This is a genomic window from Ruegeria sp. HKCCD3925 (genome assembly GCF_057221175.1).
In genome coordinates, this window is record NZ_JBWVBI010000001.1 from 813,789 (window position 1) to 840,331 (window position 26,543).

Annotated in this window: 31 protein-coding genes; 15 read left to right on the plus strand and 16 right to left on the minus strand. The window is 58.5% G+C overall.

What is annotated here, in order from left to right:
- Positions 1-164: 164 nt before the first annotated feature.
- The 6 genes from AC2TEM_RS04030 to rpiA form a co-directional block, all read right to left on the minus strand.
- Positions 165-1,607: a Do family serine endopeptidase gene (locus tag AC2TEM_RS04030; RefSeq protein WP_480503421.1), complete on the minus strand. Its 1,443-nt coding sequence runs from the start codon at positions 1,605-1,607 to the stop codon at positions 165-167.
- A 179-nt stretch (positions 1,608-1,786) separates the two neighbouring features.
- Positions 1,787-1,981, minus strand: coding sequence for a DUF2065 domain-containing protein (locus tag AC2TEM_RS04035; protein ID WP_170393554.1), 195 nt, complete (start codon positions 1,979-1,981; stop codon positions 1,787-1,789).
- Complete coding sequence (gene hflC, locus AC2TEM_RS04040) at positions 1,981-2,877, minus strand: protease modulator HflC (RefSeq protein ID WP_170393556.1); 897 nt, start codon at positions 2,875-2,877, stop codon at positions 1,981-1,983. Before hflC ends, AC2TEM_RS04035 begins: the two co-directional genes overlap by 1 nt.
- Positions 2,877-4,019: an FtsH protease activity modulator HflK gene (hflK, locus tag AC2TEM_RS04045; RefSeq protein ID WP_170393723.1), complete on the minus strand. Its 1,143-nt coding sequence runs from the start codon at positions 4,017-4,019 to the stop codon at positions 2,877-2,879. Before hflK ends, hflC begins: the two co-directional genes overlap by 1 nt.
- A 72-nt stretch (positions 4,020-4,091) precedes the next feature.
- Complete coding sequence (gene gor, locus AC2TEM_RS04050; RefSeq protein ID WP_170421051.1) at positions 4,092-5,450, minus strand: glutathione-disulfide reductase; 1,359 nt, start codon at positions 5,448-5,450, stop codon at positions 4,092-4,094.
- Positions 5,451-5,579: 129 nt separating this feature from the next.
- Positions 5,580-6,365 carry a ribose-5-phosphate isomerase RpiA gene (rpiA, locus tag AC2TEM_RS04055; protein ID WP_170421048.1) on the minus strand — a complete coding sequence of 262 codons (786 nt, stop codon included), beginning with the start codon at positions 6,363-6,365 and terminating at the stop codon, positions 5,580-5,582.
- A 167-nt stretch (positions 6,366-6,532) separates the two neighbouring features.
- Between rpiA and AC2TEM_RS04060 the strand changes: the two genes are divergently transcribed.
- The 4 genes from AC2TEM_RS04060 to AC2TEM_RS04075 are packed head-to-tail and all read left to right on the plus strand — an operon-like array spanning position 6,533 to position 10,013.
- Positions 6,533-7,234, plus strand: a complete 702-nt coding sequence (locus tag AC2TEM_RS04060; protein ID WP_170393562.1) for a glutathione S-transferase family protein — start codon at positions 6,533-6,535, stop codon at positions 7,232-7,234.
- A 1-nt stretch (position 7,235) separates the two neighbouring features.
- Positions 7,236-8,609 carry an L-serine ammonia-lyase gene (locus tag AC2TEM_RS04065; protein WP_170421047.1) on the plus strand — a complete coding sequence of 458 codons (1,374 nt, stop codon included), beginning with the start codon at positions 7,236-7,238 and terminating at the stop codon, positions 8,607-8,609.
- A 27-nt stretch (positions 8,610-8,636) separates the two neighbouring features.
- The gene (locus tag AC2TEM_RS04070) at positions 8,637-9,053 is read left to right on the plus strand and encodes a GFA family protein (protein WP_170421044.1); all 417 of its coding nucleotides are present in this window, start codon (positions 8,637-8,639) and stop codon (positions 9,051-9,053) included.
- A 45-nt stretch (positions 9,054-9,098) separates the two neighbouring features.
- The gene (locus AC2TEM_RS04075) at positions 9,099-10,013 is read left to right on the plus strand and encodes a DMT family transporter (protein ID WP_170421042.1); all 915 of its coding nucleotides are present in this window, start codon (positions 9,099-9,101) and stop codon (positions 10,011-10,013) included.
- Here AC2TEM_RS04075 and AC2TEM_RS04080 read toward each other — a convergent pair.
- Entirely contained in the window at positions 9,958-10,665 is a 708-nt protein-coding gene (locus tag AC2TEM_RS04080) for a thiamine diphosphokinase (RefSeq protein ID WP_170421040.1), read from the minus strand. The genes AC2TEM_RS04075 and AC2TEM_RS04080 overlap by 56 nt on opposite strands.
- Positions 10,666-10,785: 120 nt before the next feature.
- Here AC2TEM_RS04080 and AC2TEM_RS04085 point away from each other — a divergent pair, with 120 nt between their 5' ends.
- A complete protein-coding gene (locus tag AC2TEM_RS04085; RefSeq protein ID WP_170421038.1) occupies positions 10,786-12,459 on the plus strand; it encodes a midas domain-containing protein in 1,674 nt (557 codons plus the stop codon).
- 98 nt (positions 12,460-12,557) lie between these two features.
- Here AC2TEM_RS04085 and AC2TEM_RS04090 read toward each other — a convergent pair whose 3' ends face one another.
- The 6 genes from AC2TEM_RS04090 to nthA form a co-directional block, all read right to left on the minus strand.
- Complete coding sequence (locus AC2TEM_RS04090) at positions 12,558-13,265, minus strand: YfaZ family protein (protein WP_170421036.1); 708 nt, start codon at positions 13,263-13,265, stop codon at positions 12,558-12,560.
- 79 nt (positions 13,266-13,344) lie between these two features.
- On the minus strand, positions 13,345-13,587 hold the full coding sequence (locus AC2TEM_RS04095) for a DUF2842 domain-containing protein (protein WP_170393574.1): 243 nt from the start codon (positions 13,585-13,587) through the stop codon (positions 13,345-13,347).
- Positions 13,587-14,879 carry an adenylosuccinate synthase gene (locus AC2TEM_RS04100; protein WP_170393577.1) on the minus strand — a complete coding sequence of 431 codons (1,293 nt, stop codon included), beginning with the start codon at positions 14,877-14,879 and terminating at the stop codon, positions 13,587-13,589. Before AC2TEM_RS04100 ends, AC2TEM_RS04095 begins: the two co-directional genes overlap by 1 nt.
- 220 nt (positions 14,880-15,099) lie before the next feature.
- Positions 15,100-15,429, minus strand: coding sequence for a nitrile hydratase accessory protein (locus AC2TEM_RS04105; RefSeq protein ID WP_170404914.1), 330 nt, complete (start codon positions 15,427-15,429; stop codon positions 15,100-15,102).
- Entirely contained in the window at positions 15,426-16,103 is a 678-nt protein-coding gene (gene nthB, locus AC2TEM_RS04110) for a nitrile hydratase subunit beta (RefSeq protein WP_170421034.1), read from the minus strand. The genes AC2TEM_RS04105 and nthB overlap by 4 nt, the downstream gene beginning before the upstream one ends.
- Positions 16,100-16,714 carry a nitrile hydratase subunit alpha gene (gene nthA, locus AC2TEM_RS04115; RefSeq protein ID WP_170421032.1) on the minus strand — a complete coding sequence of 205 codons (615 nt, stop codon included), beginning with the start codon at positions 16,712-16,714 and terminating at the stop codon, positions 16,100-16,102. The genes nthB and nthA overlap by 4 nt, the downstream gene beginning before the upstream one ends.
- 151 nt (positions 16,715-16,865) lie before the next feature.
- On the opposite strand from nthA, the gene secG reads away from it, so the two are divergent.
- The 6 genes from secG (at position 16,866) to AC2TEM_RS04145 (ending at position 21,231) form a co-directional block, all read left to right on the plus strand.
- On the plus strand, positions 16,866-17,234 hold the full coding sequence (gene secG, locus AC2TEM_RS04120; RefSeq protein ID WP_170422417.1) for a preprotein translocase subunit SecG: 369 nt from the start codon (positions 16,866-16,868) through the stop codon (positions 17,232-17,234).
- Between the two features lie 159 nt (positions 17,235-17,393).
- Positions 17,394-19,037 carry a CTP synthase gene (pyrG, locus tag AC2TEM_RS04125; protein WP_170421030.1) on the plus strand — a complete coding sequence of 548 codons (1,644 nt, stop codon included), beginning with the start codon at positions 17,394-17,396 and terminating at the stop codon, positions 19,035-19,037.
- A gap of 102 nt (positions 19,038-19,139) precedes the next feature.
- Positions 19,140-19,916, plus strand: coding sequence for an isocitrate lyase/PEP mutase family protein (locus AC2TEM_RS04130; protein WP_170393586.1), 777 nt, complete (start codon positions 19,140-19,142; stop codon positions 19,914-19,916).
- Positions 19,917-19,987: 71 nt separating this feature from the next.
- The gene (locus tag AC2TEM_RS04135) at positions 19,988-20,281 is read left to right on the plus strand and encodes a DUF1330 domain-containing protein (RefSeq protein ID WP_170393588.1); all 294 of its coding nucleotides are present in this window, start codon (positions 19,988-19,990) and stop codon (positions 20,279-20,281) included.
- 41 nt (positions 20,282-20,322) lie between these two features.
- Positions 20,323-20,772 carry a tellurite resistance TerB family protein gene (locus tag AC2TEM_RS04140; protein WP_170393590.1) on the plus strand — a complete coding sequence of 150 codons (450 nt, stop codon included), beginning with the start codon at positions 20,323-20,325 and terminating at the stop codon, positions 20,770-20,772.
- 21 nt (positions 20,773-20,793) lie between these two features.
- The gene (locus tag AC2TEM_RS04145; protein WP_170393592.1) at positions 20,794-21,231 is read left to right on the plus strand and encodes a tellurite resistance TerB family protein; all 438 of its coding nucleotides are present in this window, start codon (positions 20,794-20,796) and stop codon (positions 21,229-21,231) included.
- Positions 21,232-21,262: 31 nt separating this feature from the next.
- Here AC2TEM_RS04145 and AC2TEM_RS04150 read toward each other — a convergent pair whose 3' ends face one another.
- Together AC2TEM_RS04150 and AC2TEM_RS04155 are read right to left on the minus strand one after the other, a co-directional pair.
- On the minus strand, positions 21,263-21,841 hold the full coding sequence (locus AC2TEM_RS04150) for a disulfide bond formation protein B (RefSeq protein ID WP_170393594.1): 579 nt from the start codon (positions 21,839-21,841) through the stop codon (positions 21,263-21,265).
- A 9-nt stretch (positions 21,842-21,850) separates the two neighbouring features.
- Positions 21,851-22,006 carry a DUF5993 family protein gene (locus AC2TEM_RS04155; protein WP_480790422.1) on the minus strand — a complete coding sequence of 52 codons (156 nt, stop codon included), beginning with the start codon at positions 22,004-22,006 and terminating at the stop codon, positions 21,851-21,853.
- Between the two features lie 366 nt (positions 22,007-22,372).
- On the opposite strand from AC2TEM_RS04155, the gene AC2TEM_RS04160 reads away from it, so the two are divergent.
- The 4 genes from AC2TEM_RS04160 to AC2TEM_RS04175 all read left to right on the plus strand — a co-directional run bounded on the left by AC2TEM_RS04160 (position 22,373) and on the right by AC2TEM_RS04175 (position 25,703).
- On the plus strand, positions 22,373-23,149 hold the full coding sequence (locus AC2TEM_RS04160; RefSeq protein WP_170393596.1) for an ABC transporter ATP-binding protein: 777 nt from the start codon (positions 22,373-22,375) through the stop codon (positions 23,147-23,149).
- A 33-nt stretch (positions 23,150-23,182) separates the two neighbouring features.
- Complete coding sequence (locus AC2TEM_RS04165; RefSeq protein ID WP_170393598.1) at positions 23,183-23,932, plus strand: transporter substrate-binding domain-containing protein; 750 nt, start codon at positions 23,183-23,185, stop codon at positions 23,930-23,932.
- Between the two features lie 80 nt (positions 23,933-24,012).
- On the plus strand, positions 24,013-24,900 hold the full coding sequence (locus AC2TEM_RS04170) for an ABC transporter permease (protein ID WP_170393600.1): 888 nt from the start codon (positions 24,013-24,015) through the stop codon (positions 24,898-24,900).
- The gene (locus AC2TEM_RS04175; RefSeq protein ID WP_170393602.1) at positions 24,897-25,703 is read left to right on the plus strand and encodes an ABC transporter permease; all 807 of its coding nucleotides are present in this window, start codon (positions 24,897-24,899) and stop codon (positions 25,701-25,703) included. Before AC2TEM_RS04170 ends, AC2TEM_RS04175 begins: the two co-directional genes overlap by 4 nt.
- Here AC2TEM_RS04175 and AC2TEM_RS04180 read toward each other — a convergent pair.
- On the minus strand, positions 25,700-26,509 hold the full coding sequence (locus AC2TEM_RS04180; RefSeq protein WP_480856004.1) for a M90 family metallopeptidase: 810 nt from the start codon (positions 26,507-26,509) through the stop codon (positions 25,700-25,702). The two genes, AC2TEM_RS04175 and AC2TEM_RS04180, sit on opposite strands and share 4 nt — an antisense overlap.
- Positions 26,510-26,543 lie beyond the last annotated feature (34 nt).

Genomic DNA, 26,543 nt, shown 5'->3' on the forward strand with positions numbered 1-26,543 from the left:
TTACCGTAGGAGGTCGGTTTTATCATCCCCGATATCTGTCCACCGACCTCTCCCTGTACAGAGCCATATGCCTTCCCCGGCATATGGCTTTTTTCTTTACAAAGTATGAAAAAGGCCGGGAAAATATCCCGACCTTCTAATTTCAGATCTATTCGCTGAGTTTATTATTCTAGGCTCAGCGCTACGAACCGGGGTTCCCCGCCCCGCCGCACCAGCAGCAACAGAGATTTGCGTCCTGCTTCACGCGCCTCATCCATCCGCGTCTCCAGATCAGTGATCGAAGTCACCTTCTGCTGCCCCGCCTCAGTGATAAGATCACCGGCGCGCAGACCCTTTTCAAAGGCTTCCGAGGATTCATCAACATTGGTCACCAACAATCCTTCGGCGTCGGCATCCAGACCCAATTCCTCGCGCTGGCTATCCCCCAGCGGAGCGATGGTCAGGCCAAGAATATCCTTGTCTTCCTCCGTCGGCGTTTCGGCTTCCGGCTCTTCGCCGTTCTCGGCACGTTCGGCGTCTTCGCGGCGGCCCAGCGTCACCAGCACGGTCTGGGTGCCTCCATCACGGTGCACGACCACACGCACAGATTTGCCAACGGTGGTCTCTCCCACCTGCCGCACAAGGCCGCGTGTATCCTCGACCTCGACGCCATCAAAGCTGATGATCACGTCTCCGGCCAGCAGGCCCGCTTCTTTTGCCGGGCCGTCCGGTACATCGCTGATCAACGCACCTCCGGGTTTGTCCAGCCCCATCGCCTCGGCCATATCCTCGGTCACGTCCTGAATGCGCACGCCCAGCCAACCGCGGCGGGTCTCCCCGAACTCACGCAGTTGATCAACGACCTTGATCACCACGTTAGAAGCCATCGAGAAACCAATCCCGATCGAGCCGCCATTGGGCGACAGGATCGCAGTATTTACGCCGATCACCTCGCCATTCATGTTGAACAGCGGCCCACCCGAGTTGCCCCGGTTGATCGCAGCATCGGTCTGGATGTAGTCATCATATGACCCGCTCAGCGCCCGATTCCGGGCCGAGATAATCCCTGCTGACACCGAAAAGCCTTGCCCCAGCGGGTTCCCCATCGCGATCACCCAATCGCCCACGCGGGCAATGTCGCTGTCACCGAACTGCACGTATTTCAGCGGCCCTTCCGCCTCGACTTTCAGCAGCGCGATGTCGGTCTTTTCGTCCCGGCCGATTACCTTGGCAACCAAATCTTTCGCGGGCTGGCCATCACCGGGAAAAAACTCGACCAATATCTCATCGGCTTCGGCAATCACGTGATTGTTGGTGACGATATAGCCGTCTTCCGAGATCACGAAGCCCGAGCCCAGCGCATTGCTGCGACGTGGACGATTTTCATTGTCCCCGCCATTGCGATCCTGAAACTCTCGGAAAAAGTCTTCGAATGGTGAGCCCTCAGGCACGATCCCTTGCGGGCCAGTCTGGCCTTCGATCAGTGTCGACGTGGTGATATTGACCACCGCAGGGCTAATCTGTTCAGCCAGCGGTGCCAGGCTATCACCCCGTGCCTGCGCGGACACAGATTGAGCCAAAACCAGCAGCACCCCCACTAAGGTCAGCCACATCAGCCGCATCTTCATAACAAAATCGTCCCGTCGGACGGACACACTGCGCGCCTTAGCCTGCACTTGGGGTCTCCTTGTTGACTAATTCTCTGTTGGCATCACCTGGATGCCCTTCTTTGCAACCAATGTAGTCAGTTTGTCCCGGCCCGCAACTCGGGATCGCGGGGAAATCACCGGTGCGTGAAACCATCGCATCAAAAACCGACCTGATATGCGCCCCACAGCAGCACCAGCCCACTGACCACACAAAGCAGCCCGACCAGCCGCCGCGCCTGTTCCGGCAACGCGCGCAGCGCCTCAAGCATGCGTTCTATAAGCGAAGGGGCCAGCGCATAGGCCAGCCCCTCGACAATCAGTACCAGCCCGAAGGCCAGAAGGATCATGCCCATCACTCAGCGGCCGCAGCTGCCGGTGCCCGACGCCCGGTCGGAGAAGCAAGGTAGTTGAAGAACTCCGAGTCCGGGCTCAGGATCAACGAGCTGTTGCTGCCTTGCAGGGCATTCTCATAGGCGGTCAGCGAACGGTAGAATTCAAAGAACTCCGGATCGGCACCATAGGCTTCGGCGAAGATCGCGTTGCGTTCGGCATCTGCCTCACCGCGAATGATCTCGGCCTCACGGTTGGCGTCGGAAACCAGTTCAACCACGGTCCGGTCGGCCTGCGCGCGCACACGCTGCGCGGCTTCGTTACCGCGGGCGCGTTCGTCGGTCGCTTCACGTTCCCGTTCTGCCTTCATCCGGTCAAACGTCGCCTCAAGGTTGGCCTGCGGCAGATCAGTCGCCTTCAGACGCACATCGATTACGTTCACGCCCAGCGCACGTGCCTGTGCAATCGCGCTGTTGCGGATACGCAGCATCAGCGCGGCACGATCCGAACTCAGGATGTCTCGGGACGAAACCGAACCCAGCACTTCGCGGGTTTCGGCGCGCAGGATGCGGTCCAGACGATCCTCGGCAACCGGGATACCGCCGACACCAACGGCCTGACGGAACTGTTCCAGATCAGAAATCCGGTAGCGTGCGAAGGCATCGACCACCAGACGACGATCGTCCAGAGGCGTCACTTCCAGCGGCTGAACGTCAATCGACAGGATACGGTCGTCATACCGCACCACTTCCTGAATCAGCGGGATTTTGAATGCCAGCCCCGGATCTTCCTTAACCGCAACAACGCGACCAAATTGCAGAACCAGAGCGCGTTCACGCTCGTCCACGATGAAGATCGAGGACAGAACACCGACAATCGCAAGAAAGATGATCGGCAGAATAAACGTTGTCTTACGCATCAGTTGCTCTCCCCTGCAGGGTTACGGCGCAACTCGTTGAGCGGCAGATAAGGCACGACGCCCTGCCCCGATCCTGTCGAGTTTTCATCCAGAATGATCTTGTCCACGTCACCCAGCACCTGCTCCATGCGTTCCAGATACAGACGTTTGCGGGTCACATCAGGTGCTTTGGAATACTCCTCCAAAACCGCGCTAAAGCGGCTGGCTTCACCCTGTGCACCGTTGATCTGCTGGGCACGATAAGCTTCAGCCTCTTCCAGTACCTGCGCGGCTTCACCACGCGCCTCAGCGAGAACGCGGTTGGCATAGGCGTCAGCGACGTTCTGCAACCTGTCACGCTCCTGCGCGGCGGCCTGAACGTCGCGGAACGCGGCAATCACGTCCTGCGGTGGGTCAGCCTTGTCAAAGTTCACACGAACGATGTTCACACCCGAATCGTAGCTGTCCATTGTCTCTTGGATCAGTTCCTGCAGGCGATCAGCAATGATACCGCGATCCCGGTTCAGGATCGGCGCAAGTTCGCTCTGCGCAATAATCTCACGCATCGCCGATTCAGACACGGCGCGGATCGTCTGGCGCGGATCACGCAGGTTGAACAGGAATTTCGCCGGGTCGTTGATGTTCCAGACAACCTGATAATCGATATCAACCACATTCTCGTCACCGGTCAACATCAGACCATCGTCGCTGCCACGAGCACCGCCCATGTCTTCGTTCTGTTCGCGGGTCACCGGAATGACCTCGGCGGTTACAAACGGCCACGGGGCAAAATTCAGGCCCGGATTTCCCACAGCCGAGAATTCGCCCAGAAACAGTTCGACGGATTGTTCTTCCGGTTTGACGGTATAGAAGCTCGCCAAACCCCAAAGACCAGCCGCAACAAGCAGACCAATCGCAACGGTTCCCTTAGTAAACGCGGGGCCACCGCCGCCGCCCGAACCATTTGTACCACGGCCACCGCCGCCACGACCGCCCATCAGGACGCGCAGCTGTTCCTGGCCCTTTTTCATCAGCTCATCGATCTCGGGGATCTGCGGGCCGTCACCTTCGGGGGGCTTGCGCCCATCCCCGTTGTTACCCCGATTTCCTCCGCCTCCGGATGAGCCTCCGCCCCCCCAGGGGCCGCCGCTGTTGCCCGCCATATGTATCTTTTCCCTTGTGTTGGACCGTGTGATCACGGGTTCCCTTGTAACGTGTGTGCGCGCGCTTGCAAATCAAGCCGTGCGCACAGGTTGCCGCATTGTCACCAGTTCTTCGGCCATCACCGGATGAACTGCAACCGTACGGTCGAAATCTTCTTTGGTGGCACCCATCTTTACGGCAATTCCGGCAAGTTGGATCATCTCACCCGCGCCCGGCGCAACGATGTGACAGCCGAGGATTTTCCGCGTCTCTTGCGACACGATCAGCTTCATCAGCACGCGCTGTGTGCCTCCGGCAAACGCCTTCTGCATGGGCTTGAATGAGGTCGCATAAACCTCAATCGGTTCCTGTTCCGCAGCCGCTTCCTCGCTGAGGCCCACAGTACCCATTTCCGGCTGGGTAAAGATCGCGGTCGGGATCAGTTCGTGATCAACGGGTGTTGGATTGCCTTTAAAGACGGTCTCGACAAAGGCCATGCCTTCGCGGATCGCCACAGGGGTCAGGTTCACCCGATCCGTTACATCGCCAATGGCAAAGATCGAGGGCACGCCGGTCTGGCTGTACTCATCCACGATGATCTCACCCTTGCGACCGCGCGCGACGCCCAAAGCCTCAAGCCCCAGATCATCCGCATTCGGCGCGCGACCCGTGGCATACATCACAACGTCGAATAGCTGCTCGGAGCCATTTGTGGCCTTCACCCAGATTTTGTCGCCTTGCTTTTTCATCTCAAGCACGTTGGTACCCAGATGCAGGTCGATCCCGTTCTGGCACATCTCTTCACTGATCAGCCCGCGCGCCTCATCATCAAAGCCCCGCAGAATCTGCGCCCCGCGATAGAACTGAGTCGTTTTGACCCCCATCCCATTCATGATCCCGGCAAATTCACAGGCGATATATCCACCGCCAACGATCAGCATGGATTCGGGCAATTCATCCAGATGGAAAATTTCATTCGAGGTGATCGCAAGCTCTGATCCCGGGAACTCGGGTACAACCGGGCGACCGCCCGTTGCGACAAGAATATGCTTGGCCGTCTTCCGGGTACCATCAGCCAGTTCAACCGTATGTGGATCAACGACATGGGCACGCTGGTCGAAACTTTCGACACCATTGTTCTTCAGGATATTGCGGTAGATACCTTCCAACCGATCGAGCTCTGCGTGCAGCTTAACTTTGAAAGTGTTCCAGTTGAACGCACCCGGCTGCATGTCCCAGCCATAAGCCTGCGCGTCCCCGACCGTATCCGCGAACTCGCTAGCGAAAACCATCAGCTTCTTGGGTACACAGCCACGGATCACGCAGGTTCCGCCGTAACGATCCTCTTCCGCCAGAGCCACCTTGGCGCCGTTTTCACCCGCCGCCACCCGTGCCGCGCGAACTCCGCCCGAGCCGCCTCCGATGACGAACAGATCATAGTCAAAGCTCATGTACGAGTTCCTTTTATTCCGCGTGGCCAAAATTCACTGGATATCTGGGCGCAAATCCTGAACTGCCAACCCCTGGCGCGGGAAATAGTGATTTTTCTTCTGCAGTTTATCGCGCTACTTGCCTGATCTTTAGTCCGCCAGATCGGAAAACAGGTTGTCCCCACCGTCACCCAGCATATCGGTCAGGACTGTACCCTCATTGATATCACGCAATTCGACCCGGCCATCGCCATAACCAATGACAACCTTGTCGCAAATATCAATGAACAGCCCATTTTCGACCACACCCGGGATCTGATTCATTACCAGTGCCAATTGGCGGGCATTGCCGATCCGCTTGAGATGCAGGTCCAGAATGTGATTGCCCTCATCTGTAACCTTGGGCGCCTCACCGTTCATGCGCAAAGTGACCGAGGTGCCCAGCACATCCATTGTGTCCAGCGCTTCTTCAATCAGGGTGCGGGTGGTCTGCCAGCCGAACGGGATCACCTCAACCGGCAGAGGGAATGCGCCCAGCGTCTCAACCTCTTTGCCTGCATCCGCGATCACCACCATCTGATCGCTGGCTGTGGCCACAATCTTTTCCTGCAACAGCGCAGCACCACCGCCCTTGATCAGGTTGAACTCGCCATCAAACTCATCCGCGCCGTCGATTGTAAGGTCCAACCAGCCGGCCTGATCCAGCGAGACGACCTCGATCCCTTCTTCCCGCGCCAATTGCGCCGTCGCGGTCGATGTCGGAACGCCCTTGATTTTCAACCCTCCATCGCGCACCCGTTCACCCAGGCGGCGCACCAACCATGCGGCGGTCGAGCCTGTCCCCAATCCCACACGCATCCCGTCCTGAACAAGATCGGCGGCGCGACAGGCAGCAACGTATTTCGCTTTGTCGATGGGCGACAAGTCTCTGGTCATGGCAGCTTCCCCCAAGAATACTGCCAGACTTATACGGAATGCCCCGCGCAACTGCGAGAGGCAAAACACGCCATACCTGTGCTAACATGTCGCTGAAATACGCGTTTCCGATAGGAAACGTCGCAATCAGCCTCTATTGTGATCGCCAGACCCCCTAGATAGTCGCCATGGAATCGCCATACCGCCTGCACTACGCCCCCGACAACGCCTCGCTGGTGATCCGACTGGCGCTGGAAGAGATGGGCCTACCCTATGAGACCATACTGGTCGATCGCGCCCGTGATGCACAGAATAGTGCGGCGTATCGGGCGTTGAATCCGAACGGGCTGATCCCGGTGCTGGAGACGCCCCAGGGTCCGATCTTCGAGACCGCCGCAATCCTGCTGTGGCTGGCTGATACGCATGGGCAATTAGCCCCGACACAGGTCAGCCCTGATCGGGCGGCATTCCTGAAGTGGCTGTTCTTCGCCTCGAATACCCTGCATGCCGATCTGCGAATCCTGTTCTATGCCGAAAAATACATCGCGGCAGATCAAGCCGATACACTACGCTCCGGCATCCACCCGCGGCTGCGGCAGCACCTGAATCTGCTGGATGCTCAAGCCCAAAAAGCGCCCGACTGGTTCAGTGCTGATCACCCTTCAGTCCTGACGATATATGTCGCCTGCATGATGCGCTGGATGGCGCTTTATCCCGCTAAGGCGGACCGCAGCTGGTATCAACTCGCCGACACGCCTTATCTGCAAAAAATCCTGATGCAGCTAGAATCAAACCCGTCGACCCGCGCAGCTATTGCCGCCGAGGGGCTGGGGGTCACTCCCTTCACCTCGCCGACCTACGCCAACCCTCCAGAAGGCTCAGCTACCTGATATGTTTCTCTCTGTCTTCGATATGTTCAAGGTGGGCATCGGCCCATCTTCTTCCCACACCATGGGTCCGATGGTGGCCGCCGCACGATTCCTTGACCTGATGCGCGCCTCACCGTTCGAGTTTTCGGGCCTGCGCGGCTCGTTGCACGGCTCGCTGGCCTTTACCGGCGTCGGCCACGCCACCGACCGCGCTACCATTCTGGGCCTCGCCGGGTTTGTGCCTGACACCTATGACAACGACAAGGCCGAAGCCACACTGGCAGCTATCGCAGAATCCCATACGGTGACACCCGAAGGCCTGCCGACGCTGAGCTTTGATCCCAAAGCCGATCTGATCTTCGACTACGACAACAATCTGCCCGGTCATGCCAATGGTATGATCCTGATGGCCACTGACGCACAAGGCGATGTCATCCTGCGTCAGGTCTACTACTCCATCGGTGGAGGATTTGTTCTTACGGAAGAGGAATTGGCCGAAGGCAAGGCAACTGACGAAGGTGCGCCTGTGCCCTTCCCGTTCAAATCCGCCGCCGAAATGCTGCAAATGGCCAAAGACAACGGTAAAAGCATCGCTCAGATGAAGCGCGAAAATGAGATCGCGCGCGGTTGCGCGGATAGCTTTGCCAAAGGCACCGCGCGTCTTTGGAAGGTCATGAATGACTGCATCGAGCGTGGGCTAAAAACGGATGGCATCCTGCCCGGTGGTCTCAGCGTGCGCCGCCGCGCCAAAGGCATTCACGATGCCCTGCTGGCGGAACGCGGCATGAACCTGAATGCCCCGCATACGATCAACGACTGGATGAGCGTCTACGCCATGGCCGTGAACGAGGAAAACGCAGCCGGTGGGCAAGTTGTCACCGCCCCTACAAATGGCGCGGCAGGCGTGCTGCCATCAGTTCTGCGCTATTACCTCGATCACGTGCCCGGCGCGTCCGAAAGCCATGTCGAGGATTTCCTGCTGACCGCCGCCGCCATCGGTGGTCTGGTCAAGTTCAACGCTTCGATCTCGGGCGCTGAAGCGGGCTGTCAGGCCGAGGTTGGCAGCGCGTCAGCCATGGCTGCGGCAGGCATGTGCGCCGTGATGGGCGGTACGCCTGAGCAGGTTGAAAATGCCGCCGAGATCGCGTTGGAGCATCACCTTGGCATGACCTGCGACCCAGTCGCGGGCCTTGTGCAGGTGCCGTGTATCGAGCGTAACGGATTGGGCGCGATCAAGGCCGTCTCAGCCGCATCGCTGGCGCTTCGCGGCGACGGCAAGCACTTTATGCCTTTGGACGCGGCCATTGAAACGATGCGCCAGACCGGTGAGGATATGCACGAGAAATACAAGGAAACCTCTTTGGGCGGGTTGGCCGTCAACGTGCCGAACTGCTGATCTGACAGCAAGAACAAGTGGGGTGACATGCGCGGACATTGCCTGTGCGGCAAGATTGGATACGAGGTTGACCCTCCGGTTCTGTCCTGTGTCACATGCCATTGCGACAGCTGCCGTCGCCAATGCGCCGCTCCGATGACCACCTATTTCGGCGTGCGCGACGGCAATTGGCGCTGGACCGGTGAGCAGCCGAAACGCTTCAATTCCTCACCTGGAGTCGAGCGCAGTTTCTGCCCCCATTGCGGCACGCCGATATCCTTCCGGTCCACGGTGATGTCGGATGTGATGCACCTCTACGTCGCGACACTGGAAAATCCCGAAGTACTCAGCCCGACCTTGCATGTCGCGCACGAGGAAAAGCTTAGCTGGCTGCAGCTTGGTGACGGCCTGCCCACCTGCATCGGCCCGGATTACACCAAAGTCCAACCCCTGCCCGACACCTGAGATCAGAGCTTCCCCCTCTGCCGCGAAACCGCTAGCGTCGCGCACATGACTCAGGATCGCCCCGTTCTCGGCATCATATTGATGCTCGGTTTTTGCGTGCTCGCACCGCTGGGTGACGGGATGGCAAAGCTGTTGGGTGAAACCACAGCTTTGGGACTGCTGGTACTGGTTCGGTTTGCTGTTCAGGCGGTGATCCTGATCCCACTGATCGCGATGACCGGCAAGCCATGGAAGATGACGCCGCGCGTTTTGCGCCTGACGATGATCCGCACCCTTCTGCACATCATTGGGATCGCAGCGATGTTCACAGCGCTGCAATATATGCCGCTGGCCGATACCGTGGCCATCGCCTTTGTAATGCCTTTCATCATGCTGCTTTTGGGCAAATACGTTCTGGGCGAACAGGTCGGCCCCCGACGTCTGGTCGCCTGTGTCGTGGGATTCATCGGCACCTTGCTGGTCATCCAACCCAGCTTTGCACAAGTGGGCGCGCCTGCCTTGTTGCCCTTGATCGTCGCAGTGGTCTTCGCCCTGTTCATGCTGGTTACGCGGCAGATCGCCAAGGAAACCGACCCGGTTGCGCTGCAGGCTGTATCGGGGGCCATGGCGACCGCCTTTTTGCTTCCGATTGTCCTGCTGGGTTCCCAAATCGGCCTGCCCGCAATGTCCCTGACCATGCCCACGGCCGAGACGCTCTGGCTGCTGCTGGGGATCGGTGTGCTGGGCACCGTGGCGCATCTGCTGATGACATGGTCTCTGCGCTATGCGCCGTCTGCGACTCTGGCCCCGATGCAATATCTAGAGATTCCGGTCGCCACCCTGATCGGCTGGCTGATCTTCCACGATCTGCCAAACGGGCTGGCCGCGCTAGGCATCGGCATCACCATCGCCGCCGGGCTCTACGTTATCCTGCACGAGCGGGCCAACGCTCGGTCCGGCCCGACTGAAACGCCTGCATAACCAGATCCAACGCCGCGCGCGGCAGGATCGTCAGCAACCCGGGTCCATCGACCTCAAGCTTTAGCACGCCTAGCGCTCGGTTTGAGGTTCCGACCTGCCCGTCCGGTTCTAGCACCAGATCATCAATCGGCCATTCCAGCCCCTCGCTGCGCCCGGTCACCCGCCGCAGCGGAAACAATGAAACCGTGTCTCCTGCTGTGAGCTCCAGACTGATCCTGGGTGGCGCATGAAAGACAATTTCTCGTGCGCCCAACAGGACACAAGGCCGATCCTGCAACCGAACCAGTGTATTGAACGCCACCAACTGATGATCCACGCGCGCGCCCAGAAATCCTGCTGCCAGCACCACAGGCGCATCCATATTGCGCAGCGCCTTATCAAAATCGGTGCTGTTCTGCTCGGATATCTGGAACAACCGATCCTTAGGAATCCGGGCCAGATATTCTGCCGTAATCGAGTCCAAATCGCCGATCACTGCGTCCGGCATCCGTCCCGAATCAATCAACGCAGCCGCACCGCCATCCGCCGCAACGGCAGAATTGACGCGATTTAGCACCAGATTCACATCCTCTGAACAGATTTCGCCCCCACCAAACAGCCCGATTGGCCCGCCAGAGCGAACAATTGCCCCATTTTCCACAAGATTGACCATAATTTCCAGTTTTGGACATAATGAAACCACAAAATGATAGCTTCATGGCTAGAGTTTCGAGTCGGTTGCCCCTGCTGTGTCTGGTAATCGACCTGGTAGTTTGTAAAGGACATGCGTCTGATGGTACAGAACAACAAGGTACTCACCGTTTCATACGGCACCTTCTCGTGCACCCTCGAAGGCTTTGACGATTCATTTGAAACAATGAAGGCGATCGCCGAGTATTTCCGGGACCTTGCAGCGGATGACCGATACTTCGGATCGGAACCTCCTCAGCCTGACGCCGAGATGCTGACCCGGATCGCACAGCGGGACGCCGCACAGAAGGTTGAAGCCAGCCAGAACGAGACCGGCCTGTTGCTGCGCGCAACGGAAACCGCCCCGGTTGCAGCACCGACCCCCGCTGCAATTGCGCCAGCCACAGCACCTGAACCTGTTCAGCCTGTCGCGGATGTTGTTCCCCCTGCTCAGTCTGCTCCGCAATCCGAAGATGCTCCCGCCGCTGACAGCATCGCAGCCAAGCTGCAGCGAATCCGGGCTGTTGTTTCGCATTCCGATGCTGCCCCTGCCGGATACTCTGAAGACGAAGACGTCAGCTATCTGCAGCCCGTGAAGCCAAAGGTCGATGCAATTTCTGCCGCTTTTGAGTCCGGCGCGCTGAGCCCGACCGATCTGGAAGACACGGCCGCGGACGACGCTCCGGCAACGGCCCCGAAGGTCGAACAGCCTGCTGAACCTGAGCAAATGGCAACCATCGCTGAGCTGCCCGTTCAGGACGAAGAACCTATCGCACCTGCCACCAACGAGCAGGACGAAGTCGAACCAGCCCCGATCATCTCACCGGCGATCACTGCCGAACTTGAAGACGAGGACGAAGCGCCCGAACAGCCGGCAGCCGATGTCACGGACAAGGACGTGTTGTTCTCGGACCTCGACGACGAATCTGAAACTGAAGACGAAGGCCCCTCAAACATCCTGAATGACCAGGACAACACCGACGAAGATGAAACAACACCGGATCTTACCGGCCTCGCCCATGGCGTCATCTCGGCCGAGGATGAGGCGCTGCTGCTTGACGAAATGGCGCTGGTAGAATCCGAGCTGGCGGCAAACACGACGGCTGAGCTGCCCGATATGACGGGTCTGGATCAGGACGTCTCGCGCCTGATGGACGAAGCGGGCGCCCATATGGATGATCCTGCCACCAGCGGCCAGCGCGAAACATATTCTCACCTGCGCACTGCCGTTGCTGCAACCGAAGCAGACCGCGAAGATGGCGCAGACAAATCTCAGACCCCCGAGGATGATTATCGCGGTGATCTGGCCTCGGTCGTCAATCCACGCCGACCCGAGATCGAGGTCACCAGTGAACGCCCCACCCCGGATGCTGCCGCACCATTGAAACTGGTGGCTGAACAGCGGGTGGATACCGAAACGGCTGACACCGGCCCGGTGACACCGCGCCGTGTCACCTCGGCGGACGAGGAATCTGCAGATGAAGAAGGTGGTTTTGCAGCCTTTGCGCAAGAACAGGGTGCCCAATCACTACTCGACCTGCTGGAAGCTGCCGCGGCTTATCTGTCCTTCATCGAAGGTCAGGAGCAGTTCTCACGTCCACAGCTGATGAACAAGGTTCGCTCGCTCAAGCAGGACTCGTTCAACCGCGAAGAAAGCTTGCGCTCATTCGGTCAGTTGCTGCGGGACGGCAAGATCGAAAAGGCCGGAGGTGGCCGTTTTGCCGCCTCAACCCAAATCGGGTTCCGCCCGAACGACGACGAGCGTGCCGCTGGCTGACTCCAAGATCCCCCAATACCCCCTCAAGACAAAATTGGGCCAGAGGAAACTCTGGCCCTTTTTCGTTCCTTGGCTGGCAGCCAAAAAGCCAATCAAGTTCAGAAGTCGAACGCCAGCGCCACGTAAGGGCCGGTCAGGATCAGATCAATCACATCGCGCCCGTCTTCAAACTCAACATCCAGATGGCGATACCCGCCCGCAACGTTGATATTCTCACGCCACTTCCAACTAGCCTGCACCAGCGCCTCCCACTGGAATTCCGAGCCATAACCGAAGCCGCCGATATTGCCCATCGCTGTGAGGCTCCAGCGGTCATTCAGCGCGTAGTTATAGCGTGCGCCGATCAACGGGTCGGTCCAGCTTTGATCTGTGCTGAAGGTGCGATCCAGCACGGTGGTCGAAACATCCAGGTCCCAATGGCGCAGCCCGGCCAACGCTTCCAACCGTGACCGATCATCCTGATAGACCGCATAGCTGGCCGCCAGTGAGACCATCGTGCCCTCAAGATCCCAACTGGCTGCATCGTCGAACCGACCGACCGAGACATCGTCACCCAAATTGAGATAATTGAACTCACCACCAATGGTCCAACGCCCATTTCGGGCCTGACCAGCGATCAGGAACGCGCCCTTCAGAATGTCGAAGATCGAGGTATCCCCGTTCACCGGCGGGTTTGGTCCCACGTCCAGTGAGGTTCTGAATTCCGGCCCCCAGAAATAAGGCGCAATGGTATAGCGCCAATCATCGGCCTGAGCGCTGCTCGCGATACATGTTGTGGTAACCGCCGCTAATACCCGGTTTTTCATGCCCTGTCTGCCTCTGGTTGCCGCGAAAGAAAGTCGCAAACATCGTGCCACGCAGAAGACACCAAGACAATCGGGCGGCTTAGCTTTGATCTTGATCCGGGTCCTCTTTGCCCACCCCGCGGAAGACAAATTTGAACGGCAACGCCCAGACAATGCCAAGCGCGACATATACCAGAAGTTCCAGCCAGATCGGCGGGCGATCCAACCAGTTCACGATTGTCACAACCGCAACGATATAGATGGGGAGCCCGATCAGCAGCAGCACCAATGACCACCGCCGACGTGCCTTATAGCTGAGGCCGGGTTTGTCGTTGCTGCTCATCAATCTGCAAACGGGTCGGTCACCAGAATGGTGTCCTCCCGCTCCGGGCTGGTGGACAAAAGGGCGACCGGACATTCGATCAATTCCTCGACGCGGCGCACGTATTTGATCGCGTTCGCAGGCAAGTCTGCCCAACTGCGCGCGCCTTCGGTGGATTCGCTCCAGCCCGGCATCTCTTCGTAAATCGGCGTGCAACGTGCTTGCTGGTCGGCGGCGGTCGGCAGATAGTCCAGACGATCGCCATCCAGCTCATACCCGACACAAATTTTCAGCGTCTCGAACCCGTCCAACACATCCAGCTTGGTCAGGGAGATGCCGTTCACGCCGCTGGTCGCGCAGGTTTGGCGTACCAGACAGGCATCGAACCAACCACAACGGCGTTTGCGCCCCGTCGTGGTGCCGAACTCATGCCCCCGTTCGCCCAGGCGCTGGCCATCTTCGTCGTCTAATTCGGTTGGGAAAGGCCCCTCACCCACGCGGGTCGTGTACGCCTTGACGATGCCCAAAACGAAGTCGATCGAACCCGGCCCAATCCCAACGCCTGTCGAGGCCTGGCCCGCAATCACATTCGACGATGTCACAAACGGATAGGTCCCGAAATCGATATCGAGCAGCGCACCCTGTGCGCCTTCGAACAGGATTCGCTTGCCTGCCTTGCGCTTCTCGTTCAGCACCTTCCACACCGGTGCTGCGAAAGGCAAAATCTGCGGCGCGATCTCTTTCAACTGCGCAATCAACGCGTCACGATCAATAGGTTCCAACCCCAGCCCATTACGCAGCGCATTGTGATGGACCAGAGCCCGATCGACCCGCAGCGCCAGCGTCGCATCATCAGCCAGATCAGCCACCCGGATTACACGCCGACCAACCTTGTCTTCATAGCATGGACCGATCCCGCGACCGGTCGTGCCGATCTTGGCCACCGAGTTCTGGCTTTCGCGCGCACGATCCAGCTCGCCATGGAACGGTAGGATCAGCGGGGTGTTCTCGGCAATCATCAGCGTCTCGGGCGTGATATCGACTCCCTGCGCGCGGATGGTACCGATCTCTTTGATCAGGTGCCAAGGGTCCAGAACGACCCCGTTACCGATCACGCTCAGCTTTCCACCGCGTACGACGCCCGAAGGTAGCGCATGCAGTTTGTAAACCTCACCCTCAATGACCAGCGTGTGCCCGGCATTATGTCCACCCTGAAAACGCGCGATCACATCCGCTCGCTCACTGAGCCAGTCGACGATCTTGCCTTTTCCTTCGTCGCCCCACTGGGCGCCGACAACAACCACGTTGGCCATATCCGGTCCTTTTGCGCTGAATATTCAAACCCGGCTCATATAGCCGGGCACAGACGGCAGGGAAACCGATATTTCGCCGCAGATACAAATCGTGCTGCGCGCGATGCCTCCGGCGGAGGTGTTTTTGGCCAGATGAAGAGCGGATCCCCTGCTTCATCTGGCCAAAAGTACCTCGGGGGAGTCGCCCGGACGGGCGGCGGGGGCAGCGCCCCCTCTGCTTTTAGCGCAATTGTACGGGATGACCGTGGGGTGTTGTCAGGTAAGCCTCTTCCCATGCATTGCGAAGATCCTGGACATCATCAGTGGGCGCTTCCCCCTGCTCAGCCAGCAGCGCCTCCAAGGTCTCCAACCAAGCGTGAAAGTAATCGTCCCCACCATCCAGATCTTTTTTGAGGCCGTTCCGTTTCAAAGTATTGGAAAACCGTTCCGCCCAGTCCGGCCAATCAAACCGGCCCGCTTCGTTCAAGGCCACTGTGACCGCAAAAACCTGTGCGTGCCAGGGCTCAGCAAAAACCGGCTCGGGGGCCGAGTGAGTTATACAATCGCTCATGCGGGCTCCAAATAAGACTGCCAGAGGTCCAGCACGACCTCATCCGCCGGATGCTCGGGGTTTGCCCAAAGCTCTGAGGCGGGAAACACGACCGCATATAGCGGCTCGGGGGCTTCACCCAACCCATGGGCGTTGGAATCCGGCAGGACATGAGTGCCATGCAGCCTGAGGATGCGACCCGTTGCACCCGCGGCATAGATCGGCAACCGGGTGTGGCCGCCATCAACCAGTCGATTGGCGCTCTGGCCCAAGGTTCGGACTGCTTGTCCGGCTTGAAACCGAACTGCGACGTTCGACGGGCGATCTGCGGGTCCGCCCTTGGCCAAGGCGCCTGCGACGGCGTCAGCCTTCAGGGTACGCTCAGTCAGAGGATGAACACCATCCCCGTCAACACCGCGCAAATCATCAAGCGTCAGGACACCCTTTTCGACCAGAAGATCAGCCAGACCGGACATCCATTTCTCATAGTAAGAAAACCGCGCGTAGTCCGTAGGAGACAACCTTTCCCGCGCGTGACGTGAGACATCGATATTCCATTGCCCCAGAAACCCCGCAGCGAGCGTTACCGCCAGCGCCCGACCGTGCCAGTCTTCGGCAAACACCGGCGCGTCTTCGGGTTCCGGGCTCACCGGACCATCACCAAAGCGCCCTCCCATATCATGGACCCGCGTCATGACGGCACCTTGGGTAGCCCAGTGCCGATCATGCTGTCGCGGGTGACCAGCGCCGCCAATTCGTCCGCGTTCAATCCTTCTGTGCCCTCTGGGCGCATCGGCAGGACGAGGTAACGAATTTCGGCCGTCGAATCCCAAACGCGGACCGAAGTGCCTTCGGGCAAGGTAACGCCAAACTCAGACAGGACCTTGCGCGGCTCTCGCACGGCGCGGGCGCGGTAAGCGTCAGATTTGTACCAGCCGGGTGGAATTCCTAGCAGCGGCCACGGGTAACAGCTGCACAAGGTGCAGACGACCATGTTGTGCTGTTCAGGCGTGTTCTCGACGACCATCATATGCTCACCCTGACGACCGTAAAACCCCAGATCGGCCACGACCGATGTGGCGTCTGCCAGCAGTGAGGCTTTGAAATCGGGATCACTCCAAGCCTTTGCAACAACATGCGCGCCGTTCTGTGGACCTATCTTGTTCTGATAAGTATCGATGATTTCATCCAGCGCTGCAGGATCAATCAGACCCTTGCGGGTCAGAATCGTCTCAAGCGCTTTGACGCGCAGCGCGGGTTCGGGAGGCAACAGGGCGTGCGGGTGGTCGTGATCATCATGTGGCATGAGGCGCAGCCTGCGCGACAGAACAGCGCTCTGTCCAGTCTCTTTGGTGTGATATGAAACATCACCGCACGTGATGCCAACTCGTGACTTGCCCCCGCTGGCAAACTTGCATAAGTACCACGCGATACACGCCACGCTGTACAGGACCACCATGGAAAACGTCGTTCTCATCATCCACCTTCTTCTGGCCTTGGGCCTGATTGTCGTTGTGCTGATGCAACGTTCCGAAGGCGGCGGCCTTGGTATGGGTGGCGGTGGCGGCGGGGCCATGACGGGCCGCGCGGCAGCAACGGCGTTGGGCAAGCTGACATGGATCCTGGCCGCGTGCTTTATCGTCACCTCGATCACGCTGACGATTCTGGCGGCCCAGAAATCTTCTGGCAGCTCAGTGATTGACCGTTTGGGCGTGCCTGCCCCGGCCCCGGCTGAGGAAAGCGCTCCGGCAGTCCCATCGGCAGATGAATTGTTGCCGCCGGCGCAAGGCGACAATGCTCCGCTGATCCCGCAGGCTGGCGACTAAGCCACAAAACCTAGAAATTCATAAGGGAACTGCAACAGCATCTTGCGGTTCTCTTGCGCTATGTGCGCGAATCCTTTATACGTGAAGTCCCGTGATGCAGCGGTTTTTTCGAACCGCCGGGCAGCTAATAATGACGTCTCACGGGAGCAGCCGAAAAACATGGCGCGTTTTATTTTCATCACTGGTGGTGTGGTTTCGTCCTTGGGCAAAGGACTGGCTTCGGCGGCGTTGGGATCGCTGTTGCAGGCCCGCGGATATTCGGTGCGTCTGCGCAAGCTGGACCCCTATCTAAACGTCGATCCGGGCACCATGTCGCCCTTCGAACACGGCGAAGTATTCGTCACCGATGACGGCGCTGAAACCGATCTGGACCTTGGCCACTACGAACGCTTCACCGGTGTGGCGGCACGCAAGACCGACTCGGTCAGCTCGGGGCGGATTTATTCCAACGTGCTGGAGAAAGAACGCCGTGGAGATTACCTCGGCAAGACCATTCAGGTGATCCCGCACGTCACCAACGAAATCAAGGATTTCATCGCCATTGGCGAGGATGAGGTTGATTTCATGCTCTGCGAAATCGGCGGCACCGTAGGTGATATTGAGGGCCTGCCCTTCTTTGAAGCGATCCGCCAGTTCAGTCAGGACAAGCCGCGCGGTCAGTGTATCTTCATGCACCTGACGCTGCTGCCCTATATCAAAGCCTCGGGCGAGTTGAAAACCAAGCCAACCCAGCATTCGGTGAAAGAGTTGCGCTCGATCGGTCTAGCCCCTGACATTCTGGTTTGCCGGTCCGAGGGACCGATTCCAACTAAAGAACGCGAAAAGCTGGCCCTGTTCTGTAACGTCCGCCCCGACAGCGTGATTGCCGCACAAGACCTCAGCACCATCTACGACGCCCCGCTGGCCTATCACCGTGAAGGTCTGGATCAGGCGGTTCTGGACGCATTCCAGATCAGCCCGGCCCCCAAGCCCGATCTGGCCAAATGGGAAGACGTCAGCGACCGCATCCACAACGCCGAAGGCGAAGTGAAAGTAGCCATCGTCGGCAAATACACCCAGCTTGAAGATGCCTATAAGTCAATTGCCGAGGCCCTGACCCATGGCGGCATGGCCAACCGCGTCCGCGTCAAGATCGAGTGGGTCGATGCCGAGGTGTTTGACAACGAAGACGCCGCACCTCATCTGGAAGGCTTCCACGCCATCCTCGTCCCCGGCGGCTTTGGCGAGCGTGGGACAGAAGGCAAGATCAAGGCCGCTCAATATGCGCGTGAACACAAAGTGCCCTATCTGGGCATCTGTCTGGGCATGCAGATGGCCGTGATCGAAGCCGCACGCAACGCGGCGGGAATCACCGAAGCCGGGTCCGAGGAATTTGACCACGAGGCTGGCAAAAAGCGTTTTGAACCCGTTGTTTACCACCTGAAAGAATGGGTGCAGGGCAACCACAAGGTCGAACGCAAAGTCGGAGACGACAAGGGCGGCACCATGCGTTTGGGCGCCTATAATGCGGTTCTGGCCGAAGGCTCGAAGGTCGCGGAAGTCTATGGCGGCACCCAGATTGAGGAACGCCACCGTCACCGCTACGAGGTCGACATCAAGTACCGCGACAAACTGGAAAAGGCAGGCCTGAATTTCTCGGGCATGTCCCCGGATGGTCGCCTGCCGGAAATCGTCGAATGGTCGGATCACCCATGGTTTATTGGTGTTCAGTATCACCCGGAACTGAAATCCAAACCCTTCGACCCGCACCCCCTGTTCCGCGAATTCGTGCGCGCCGCGAAAGACACCTCGCGTCTGGTCTGATCACGGGCCGATAACAGATTTGTACCAGTCGGCGCGAAATATCTTTACGCGCCGGCGGTTTGCACGGTTAACTGCCGCCATAGCAGCGACAGGAGACCGGCCATGACCGATCAGATTACCCAAGCAGAAACATTTGCCGCCCTGCACAAGAAGGGTGATCCGGTCATCCTCTATAACATTTGGGACCCCGGCAGCGCCGTCGCTGTACGCGATGCAGGGGCCAAAGCGCTGGCGACTGGCAGTGCTCCGGTCGCGATGGCGCAGGGGTTTTCGGACGGCCAGAACATCCCGTTTGAGTTGGCGTTAGACAACGCTCGCCGCATTGTCGAGGCGGTTGATATACCGGTCACCATGGACCTCGAAGGCGCTTATGCCGAGGATACTTTTGGCATATCGGCCAATGTCAAACGCGCGCTGGAAACCGGTGTAATCGGCTTTAACTTCGAAGATCAGGTCGTTGGAACTAAAGATCTTTATGACATCGAAACACAGGCAGCGCGTGTCGCTGCGATGCGCGAAAGCTGTGACGTGGCCGGTGTTCCCGCCTTCATCAACGCCCGCACTGACATCTTCCTCAAAGCCGCTCCGGACACGCATGATCAAGCGATGCTGGATGACGCCATGGCCCGCGCGGCAGCCTACGCCGATGCCGGAGCCAGCGGGTTCTTCGCGCCGGGCCTGAAAGACGAATCCATGATCGGCCAGCTTTGCGCGGCCACCGACCTGCCGGTCAACATCATCGCCCTGCCCGGCACGCCTGACACGCCGACGCTGGCGAAACTCGGCGTGGCCCGGATCAGCTATGGCCCGGTTCCCTATCGGCAAATGACCGCTTGGTTACAGGATTCAGCACGCGCCGCGCTGCAATCCGGTGGATGATCCACTTTTAGGGGATTGCATTTCAACCTGTTCCTCCGCACCTTGCATCCGATACCAGCGGAGGACACCTTGTGGCCAAAGGATACTGGGTTGCCCATGTCGATGTAGACGACATTGAAACCTACAAATCTTACATTGCTGCCAATGCGGCCCCATTCGCCGATTACGGGGCCAAGTTTCTTGTACGCGGCGGCGAGAGGAGCGAGCCCGAAGGCAAGGCTCGCGCCCGCACCGTTGTCATCGAATTTCCCAGCTATGAACAGGCGCTGGCCTGCTATGAAAGCGATGCCTATCAAGCCGCCAAGGCCTTGCGCGATCCGGTTTCGACCGGCGATCTTGTGATTATTCAGGGCTATGAGGGCTAGCACCGCTTGGCGCGCCTCGAATTACGGAATATCCTGCCGATATGTTGAAAAAATTCTTCCAGGCCTTTCGGCCGCCGCAACATGACAAACTGCCCGATCCTGATGCCGAACTGGCCCTGGGGGCATTGCTGGTACGTGTCGCGCAGGCCGACCGCGACTACAAGCTGGAAGAGATCAGCCTGATCGACCGCATTCTTGCGCGACTTTACCAGCACAATGCGATCGAGGCCGCCAAGGTCCGCGCCACCTGCGAAAAATTGCACGCAGCTGCTCCGGAAACAGATACATTCGGCAAACTGATCCGCGAAACCACCGATCTTCAGGAACGCTTGGCCGCGCTTGACGCCCTGTGGGAGGTCGTGCTGGCCGATGGCAACTCGGACGAGGGCGAGGTCAAGATCGTCGAAGAAGCCCGCATTGCCATGGGCCTCAGCTTCAACGACAGCAAAGCGGCACGCGAGCGGATACAAAGCCGCTTGGAAGCGACCTAGGCTATCTCTATATAAACGCTTATGTTCAGTGATTTCCTGTCCCGGCTCACGCAGCCGCAGCCCGACCCGCTTGTCGAAGATGATGCCCGTCTGGCCCTCACCGCCCTGTTGGTGCGTATCGCTCGGTCCGACAACGACTATGCCGATACCGAAATGGCCCGAATCGACCGCATCTCGGCCGAACGCTACGGCCTGTCGCCATTTGAGGCCGCAGCCCTGCGCGCCCGCGCCGAAGACCTTGAAGCCGAGGCGCCCGACACCGTCCGCTTTACTCGCGCCATCAAAGAGGCCATCGCCTATGACGACCGCCTGGCCGTTGTGCAGGCCATGTGGTCGGTCGCACTGGCGGATGGGCACCGCAGCGGTGAAGAGGATTCTCTGCTACGCCTTGTCGTCAGCCTGCTCGGCGTGAGCGATGTGGATTCGGCGCTTGCAAGACAAAAGGCGGCGAAGGTCTGATCAACCGGCAAGCCTTCGGGCTTTGTCAGCGCTATGAATCGCTGCCTTCAAGCTCATTCAGAAACTTGTAGTCTGTCGGCGGATCGTCACAGATGCCAGGCCCACACTCCAAAAGCGCCGAACCAGCGTTCGCGACGGCCAATGCCAAAATCAGAAAAAACGCTGTTTTGGCCAATGTACTTCCTCCGAAGCGTTCGGTTGCCCGAACGTCCGACGCAAGATCATACTGCTTCTCGAATACCAGCATGATTGCGGTGCCAAGGATGATCAAACCAAACGCGACTCCCGCCCAGGTATAGAAGTGTAGGCCCAGAACCGGGGAGCCGTAGTGCCCTGTTCCGGGCACGATATGCAGCAGGATCTGGCGGATCGAAACACTGATCCCAAAGATCGCCGCCACCAGCACGATGCCATAGTTTCTGGCGCGCGTACCCCACAACAGGTTCAGAGCAAGCCCGAACCCAACGGCCACGAATCCCACGCGTTGGAGCAAACATAACGGACAGGGCAGTTCGTAAAGGACAAGCTGAAAGTAGAAGGCAAGCACCAGAACCAGGCAAACCGCCAGTGCACCAATCGCATTCATGTTACGAGCAAATTCAGGTGACATTGGACGACCTCACAGTTGAATCGTTAAGGGGGTCGTGGCGTGAAACTTCAGCCAGTAGGCACTCGCCAAAAGCGTCAGCACGAACAATGCGTATGAAATTCTGACCAGCTTAAAGTATGCCAGCACCATCGTGCCGGCGAACAATGTAAATAATAGCGCGATCACAAGAAGCCCCTTACGTGAATTGAATTCGTATATTTCAATCTTTAACTCAAAACGAATTATTCCCAAATTCAAACAGTTTTGGTGATTGGATCAAGCCAGTTCAATAAATTTGGTTTCGCTGAGGATCACCTCGGTTGATCCGGAATCCTGTGACCTGAATCTCTGGGCCGCAATCAAGAGATTGATCTGGCTGACCTGTCGATAATGGTGCATCGAGTCACACAATGCGCCCAACAAACTGACAGTTTAGACAGCGCGACCGCCCGATTTGGCAATTTCGCTGCGTGAACTTGTCAATTGCGCATTGCATTAGCCCGATTTTTCAGCCCTATTACCGCACCAACACCAATCATATCTGGACTGCCCGTGACAGACGCCGCTCCCGTCATTGAGATCAAGAACCTGCACAAAAGCTTTGGCCAACTCGAGGTGCTCAAGGGCGTGGACATCACCGCGCATCGCGGCGACGTCGTGTCGCTGATCGGATCATCCGGTTCGGGGAAGTCTACCCTGCTGCGCTGCTGCAATCTGTTGGAAGACAGCCAAGAGGGCGAGATTCTGTTCAAAGGCGAGCCCGTCCGTTGGACTGGCAGCCACAATCATCGCCGTCCCGCCGATCCCAAGCAGGTGCTGCGCATCCGCACAAATCTGTCGATGGTGTTCCAGCAGTTCAATCTGTGGGCCCATATGACCATCCTGCAGAATGTGATGGAGGCTCCGGTCACTGTCATGGGCCGCGACAAGGCCGAGGTCGAAGACAGCGCGCGCAAATATCTGGAGAAGGTCGGCATCGGCGACAAATGCGACGTTTATCCGGCGCAACTATCGGGCGGACAGCAACAACGCGCCGCAATCGCACGTGGGCTGTGCATGGAACCTCAGGCGCTGCTGTTTGACGAACCGACCTCAGCGCTCGATCCCGAACTGGAACAGGAAGTGATCAAAGTGATCAAGGATCTGGCCGCAGAAGGCCGCACCATGATCATCGTGACCCATGACATGAAGATGGCTGCGGATATCTCCAGCCACGTTGTGTTCCTGCATCAGGGCCTGATCGAAGAAGAGGGTTCAGCCGAAGACATTTTCACTGCCCCTGAATCCGAACGGCTTCAGGGCTTTCTCTCCGCCACTCAGGCGGCTTAACCAACGGACAGAACCAATAAAGGGGAGTAACTCATGAAAAACCTGATTCTGACCACCGCAGCGCTGGCGTTGACCGCCGGTATCGCAATGGCCGAAACTGTGCGCATGGGCACCGAGGGCGCCTACCCTCCGTACAACTTCATCAATGACGCTGGTGAGATCGACGGCTTCGAGCGTGAAGTTGGCGACGAGCTGTGCAAGCGCGCTGGTCTGGAATGCGAATGGGTCAAGAACGACTGGGATTCGATCATTCCGAACCTTGTTTCGGGCAACTACGATACCATCATCGCCGGCATGTCGATCACTGACGAACGCGATGAGGTCATCGACTTCACCCAGAACTACTACCCGCCGACCGCCTCAGCTTACGTAGCTGCTTCAGATGGCGCTGACACGAAAGGTGGCATCGTCGCTGCACAGACCGCAACCATTCAGGCCGGTCACGTTGCTGAATCCGGCGCGACTCTGGTCGAATTCGCAACCCCCGAAGAAACCATCGCCGCGGTGCGCAATGGCGAAGCGGATGCTGTGCTGGCGGACTATGACTTCCTGGTCCCGATTGTTGAGGAATCCGGTGGCGAGCTGGTCTTTGTCGGCGATCTTGTCCCGCTGGGCGGTGGCATCGGCATGGGCCTGCGCGAGAGCGACGCAGAACTGCGCGGCAAGTTCGATGACGCGATTTCGTCCATGAAGGCAGACGGCACGCTCAACGAGATGCTGGTCAAATGGTTTGGCGAAGGTATCGCTACATACAACACAGACGGCTCGGTCGTAACCAACTAAGCCCTCCGTCCAATTGTCCGGCGCGTGCGCGCGCCGGACCTGCCGGACCTGAGACCGGCCAGACGTTCGAAAGACGCCTTATGTTCTCCTACTGCGCTGATCCTGACACGCTGGGCACGTTCCGCTGGTTCTCGTGCTATCTGACCAATGGCGTCCACTGGTCGTTCTACTTGTCGTTCTTCAAGGTGCTGGGTCTGCTGGCCGTCACCGCCCCGGTCGCCCTGAGCTTCGGATTTGCCGGCGCTATGGCAGCGCGATCGCATTTCCCACCGCTTAGCTGGCTGGGTAAGGCCTATATCGCCATCGTGCGTGGCGTGCCTGATATCGCTTTCTTTCTGTTCTTCGTGATCGCTCTGGATCAGGGCTTTGAATGGCTGCGCCATAAAGTGCTCTGCCCCGAATGGACCGATCCGGTGCGGCAGGGCAACGACTTCATCGTCTGTCAGGCCGCCAAGCTGCCGCTGGGCACTGCACCCGAATGGGTGCATGAAACCTACGGCTTCTTCCTTGCCGTCGTCACATTCTCTATCGTGTTCGGCGCGTTTGCCGCCAACGTCCTGTTCGGCGGCATGCGCGCTGTACCACACGCCCAGCTTGAGACGGCCGCAGCCTACGGCATGACACGCCGCCAGACCTTTTGGCGTATCCTGGTGCCGCAAATGTGGGTCTACGCCCTGCCTGGCCTATCGAACCTGTGGATGGTGCTGATCAAGGCCACGCCACTGCTGTTTCTGCTGGGCATCGAAGATATCGTCTATTGGGCGCGCGAGTTAGGCGGCACAAAAACATCCCGCTTTACCGATTACCCTCATGGCGACTGGCGCATGTGGTACTTCCTCGCCCTTCTGATCTTCTACCTCGGCATGACCCGCGTCTCGGAAATCGGGCTTGAGAAACTGATGCGCCGCCTGTCCCATGGTCAGGCCACATCGGGCGGAGAGCTTCTGCGCAAGGAGACCACCGCATGAGCTGCATCCAGACCATTCAAGACTACGGCCTCCGTTCGCTGGGCTTCGGGGAACGCCTGCTGCCCAAAACCGATTTCACCCTGTGCGAGCACTTCACGCTGATCGGCTCGGGCATGATCTGGAATATCTATTTCGGGATCATGGCGATGGTCACGGGGTTCTTCCTCGCCACCGCGTTGGCCGTCGGCAAAGCCTCGTCGAATAAATGGCTGCGTAAACCGTCCGAGTGGTTCATCTTTTTGTTCCGCGGCTCGCCGCTGTTCATCCAGTTCTTCTTTGCCTATTTCTTCTTCCTTTCGCTGAAGAAGCCCTATCCGATGTTCGACGCCTTCACCTCGGCCTGGCTGGGGGCGCTGATCGTGCTGTTCCTGAATACTTCCGCCTATTCGGGTGAGATCTTCTATGGCGCCCTTCGTTCAATCCCCAAGGGCGATATCGAAGCCGCCGACGCCTATGGCATGTCCGGTTGGTCGCGCTTCCGACGTATCGTTTGGCCCACAATGCTGCGGCTGGCGTGGCCCGCCTATACGAACGAAGCGATCTTTGTCTTCCAGTCCACCACACTGGTCTTCTTCTCGGCCTTCCCGGCCTGGCAACAACGGGGCGACGCGCTCTACTACGCCAGCTACTTCGCGGACAAGACGTTCAACCCGTTCATCCCCTACCCGATTCTGGCGTTCTATTTCATCCTGCTGACGCTGGTCATCGTTTGGGGCTTCGGAAGGGTCAACAAACGCCTGAACCGCCACCTACCTGCCGAGCGGAAAGCCAAGATGCGCTTCCGACTAAACTTGGCGCGCTAAGCCCACTCCACCGGGTTCAGCCGGAACAGTTTCGAAAGCTGCTCATAGACCTCGGGCACCTCGTGCTTCAGCGCCTTCGGGCGCTCAAAGAACACTTCAACCGAAACGGCAAAGAACTCTTCATGCCCGGTCGCACCATACGGATCGATGACTGTCCGCCGCCCGCTTTCAACCGCATCGACATGCGCGTCATAGGCGGTCAGGAACACCTTTTCCCATTCCGCGAATGTCTGCCCTTCACTCAGGATCGGTACGCCATTTGTACCCCCGGACAGATCATCGATCTGATGCGCAAATTCATGCAGCACTACGTTCTGCCCGTCGCGATCATCCAGAGCGCCCTGCTGGCTGTGTGCCCATGATAAAATGACCGGTCCGCGATCCCAGCTTTCCCCGGTCCGCACGATCTCCTTCTCGGACACGACATAGCCCGAGCGCCGCTGCTGCTTTGACTTGAACGCATTGGGATAGATCAGAATGGTCGTCAGATTGTCATACCAAATGTCGCTATTGATCACGAGCAAACAGGCCTGCGCCGCAATCGACAGCTCCATCTCCTCAGTCACTTCCAACCCGTCGCAGCCGTAGAAGCTCACTTGATCCAGAAACAGGTTCACCTTGCCATCCAAGTGGCTGCGCAGCCCGGCGGGCAGCCGCCGGATGATGGGAACTTGCTGATCAATGATGTCCCGTTGATCCGAGGTCAGACGCGTCGCCAACAGCGCCGCGCGGGCCTGTCTCTTGGACCAGACGTAATAGCCGACCCCGCCTGCGATCAGTAACACTATGGTAAGAAAGATGAACATATCTGAGACTATAGGTATCGCTACGCCCGGCACA

Excerpts from the sequence above, each read along its gene's own strand:
- AC2TEM_RS04030 (WP_480503421.1), bottom strand. The coding sequence starts at position 1,607 with ATGAAGATGCGGCTGATGTGGCTGACCTTAGTGGGGGTGCTGCTGGTT.
- AC2TEM_RS04035 (WP_170393554.1), bottom strand. The coding sequence starts at position 1,981 with ATGGGCATGATCCTTCTGGCCTTCGGGCTGGTACTGATTGTCGAGGGG.
- hflC (WP_170393556.1), bottom strand. The coding sequence starts at position 2,877 with ATGCGTAAGACAACGTTTATTCTGCCGATCATCTTTCTTGCGATTGTC.
- hflK (WP_170393723.1), bottom strand. The coding sequence starts at position 4,019 with ATGGCGGGCAACAGCGGCGGCCCCTGGGGGGGCGGAGGCTCATCCGGA.
- gor (WP_170421051.1), bottom strand. The coding sequence starts at position 5,450 with ATGAGCTTTGACTATGATCTGTTCGTCATCGGAGGCGGCTCGGGCGGA.
- rpiA (WP_170421048.1), bottom strand. The coding sequence starts at position 6,365 with ATGACCAGAGACTTGTCGCCCATCGACAAAGCGAAATACGTTGCTGCC.
- AC2TEM_RS04060 (WP_170393562.1), top strand. The coding sequence starts at position 6,533 with ATGGAATCGCCATACCGCCTGCACTACGCCCCCGACAACGCCTCGCTG.
- AC2TEM_RS04065 (WP_170421047.1), top strand. The coding sequence starts at position 7,236 with ATGTTTCTCTCTGTCTTCGATATGTTCAAGGTGGGCATCGGCCCATCT.
- AC2TEM_RS04070 (WP_170421044.1), top strand. The coding sequence starts at position 8,637 with ATGCGCGGACATTGCCTGTGCGGCAAGATTGGATACGAGGTTGACCCT.
- AC2TEM_RS04075 (WP_170421042.1), top strand. The coding sequence starts at position 9,099 with ATGACTCAGGATCGCCCCGTTCTCGGCATCATATTGATGCTCGGTTTT.
- AC2TEM_RS04080 (WP_170421040.1), bottom strand. The coding sequence starts at position 10,665 with ATGGTCAATCTTGTGGAAAATGGGGCAATTGTTCGCTCTGGCGGGCCA.
- AC2TEM_RS04085 (WP_170421038.1), top strand. The coding sequence starts at position 10,786 with ATGGTACAGAACAACAAGGTACTCACCGTTTCATACGGCACCTTCTCG.
- AC2TEM_RS04090 (WP_170421036.1), bottom strand. The coding sequence starts at position 13,265 with ATGAAAAACCGGGTATTAGCGGCGGTTACCACAACATGTATCGCGAGC.
- AC2TEM_RS04095 (WP_170393574.1), bottom strand. The coding sequence starts at position 13,587 with ATGAGCAGCAACGACAAACCCGGCCTCAGCTATAAGGCACGTCGGCGG.
- AC2TEM_RS04100 (WP_170393577.1), bottom strand. The coding sequence starts at position 14,879 with ATGGCCAACGTGGTTGTTGTCGGCGCCCAGTGGGGCGACGAAGGAAAA.
- AC2TEM_RS04105 (WP_170404914.1), bottom strand. The coding sequence starts at position 15,429 with ATGAGCGATTGTATAACTCACTCGGCCCCCGAGCCGGTTTTTGCTGAG.
- nthB (WP_170421034.1), bottom strand. The coding sequence starts at position 16,103 with ATGACGCGGGTCCATGATATGGGAGGGCGCTTTGGTGATGGTCCGGTG.
- nthA (WP_170421032.1), bottom strand. The coding sequence starts at position 16,714 with ATGCCACATGATGATCACGACCACCCGCACGCCCTGTTGCCTCCCGAA.
- secG (WP_170422417.1), top strand. The coding sequence starts at position 16,866 with ATGGAAAACGTCGTTCTCATCATCCACCTTCTTCTGGCCTTGGGCCTG.
- pyrG (WP_170421030.1), top strand. The coding sequence starts at position 17,394 with ATGGCGCGTTTTATTTTCATCACTGGTGGTGTGGTTTCGTCCTTGGGC.
- AC2TEM_RS04130 (WP_170393586.1), top strand. The coding sequence starts at position 19,140 with ATGACCGATCAGATTACCCAAGCAGAAACATTTGCCGCCCTGCACAAG.
- AC2TEM_RS04140 (WP_170393590.1), top strand. The coding sequence starts at position 20,323 with ATGTTGAAAAAATTCTTCCAGGCCTTTCGGCCGCCGCAACATGACAAA.
- AC2TEM_RS04145 (WP_170393592.1), top strand. The coding sequence starts at position 20,794 with ATGTTCAGTGATTTCCTGTCCCGGCTCACGCAGCCGCAGCCCGACCCG.
- AC2TEM_RS04150 (WP_170393594.1), bottom strand. The coding sequence starts at position 21,841 with ATGTCACCTGAATTTGCTCGTAACATGAATGCGATTGGTGCACTGGCG.
- AC2TEM_RS04165 (WP_170393598.1), top strand. The coding sequence starts at position 23,183 with ATGAAAAACCTGATTCTGACCACCGCAGCGCTGGCGTTGACCGCCGGT.
- AC2TEM_RS04170 (WP_170393600.1), top strand. The coding sequence starts at position 24,013 with ATGTTCTCCTACTGCGCTGATCCTGACACGCTGGGCACGTTCCGCTGG.
- AC2TEM_RS04175 (WP_170393602.1), top strand. The coding sequence starts at position 24,897 with ATGAGCTGCATCCAGACCATTCAAGACTACGGCCTCCGTTCGCTGGGC.
- AC2TEM_RS04180 (WP_480856004.1), bottom strand. The coding sequence starts at position 26,509 with ATGTTCATCTTTCTTACCATAGTGTTACTGATCGCAGGCGGGGTCGGC.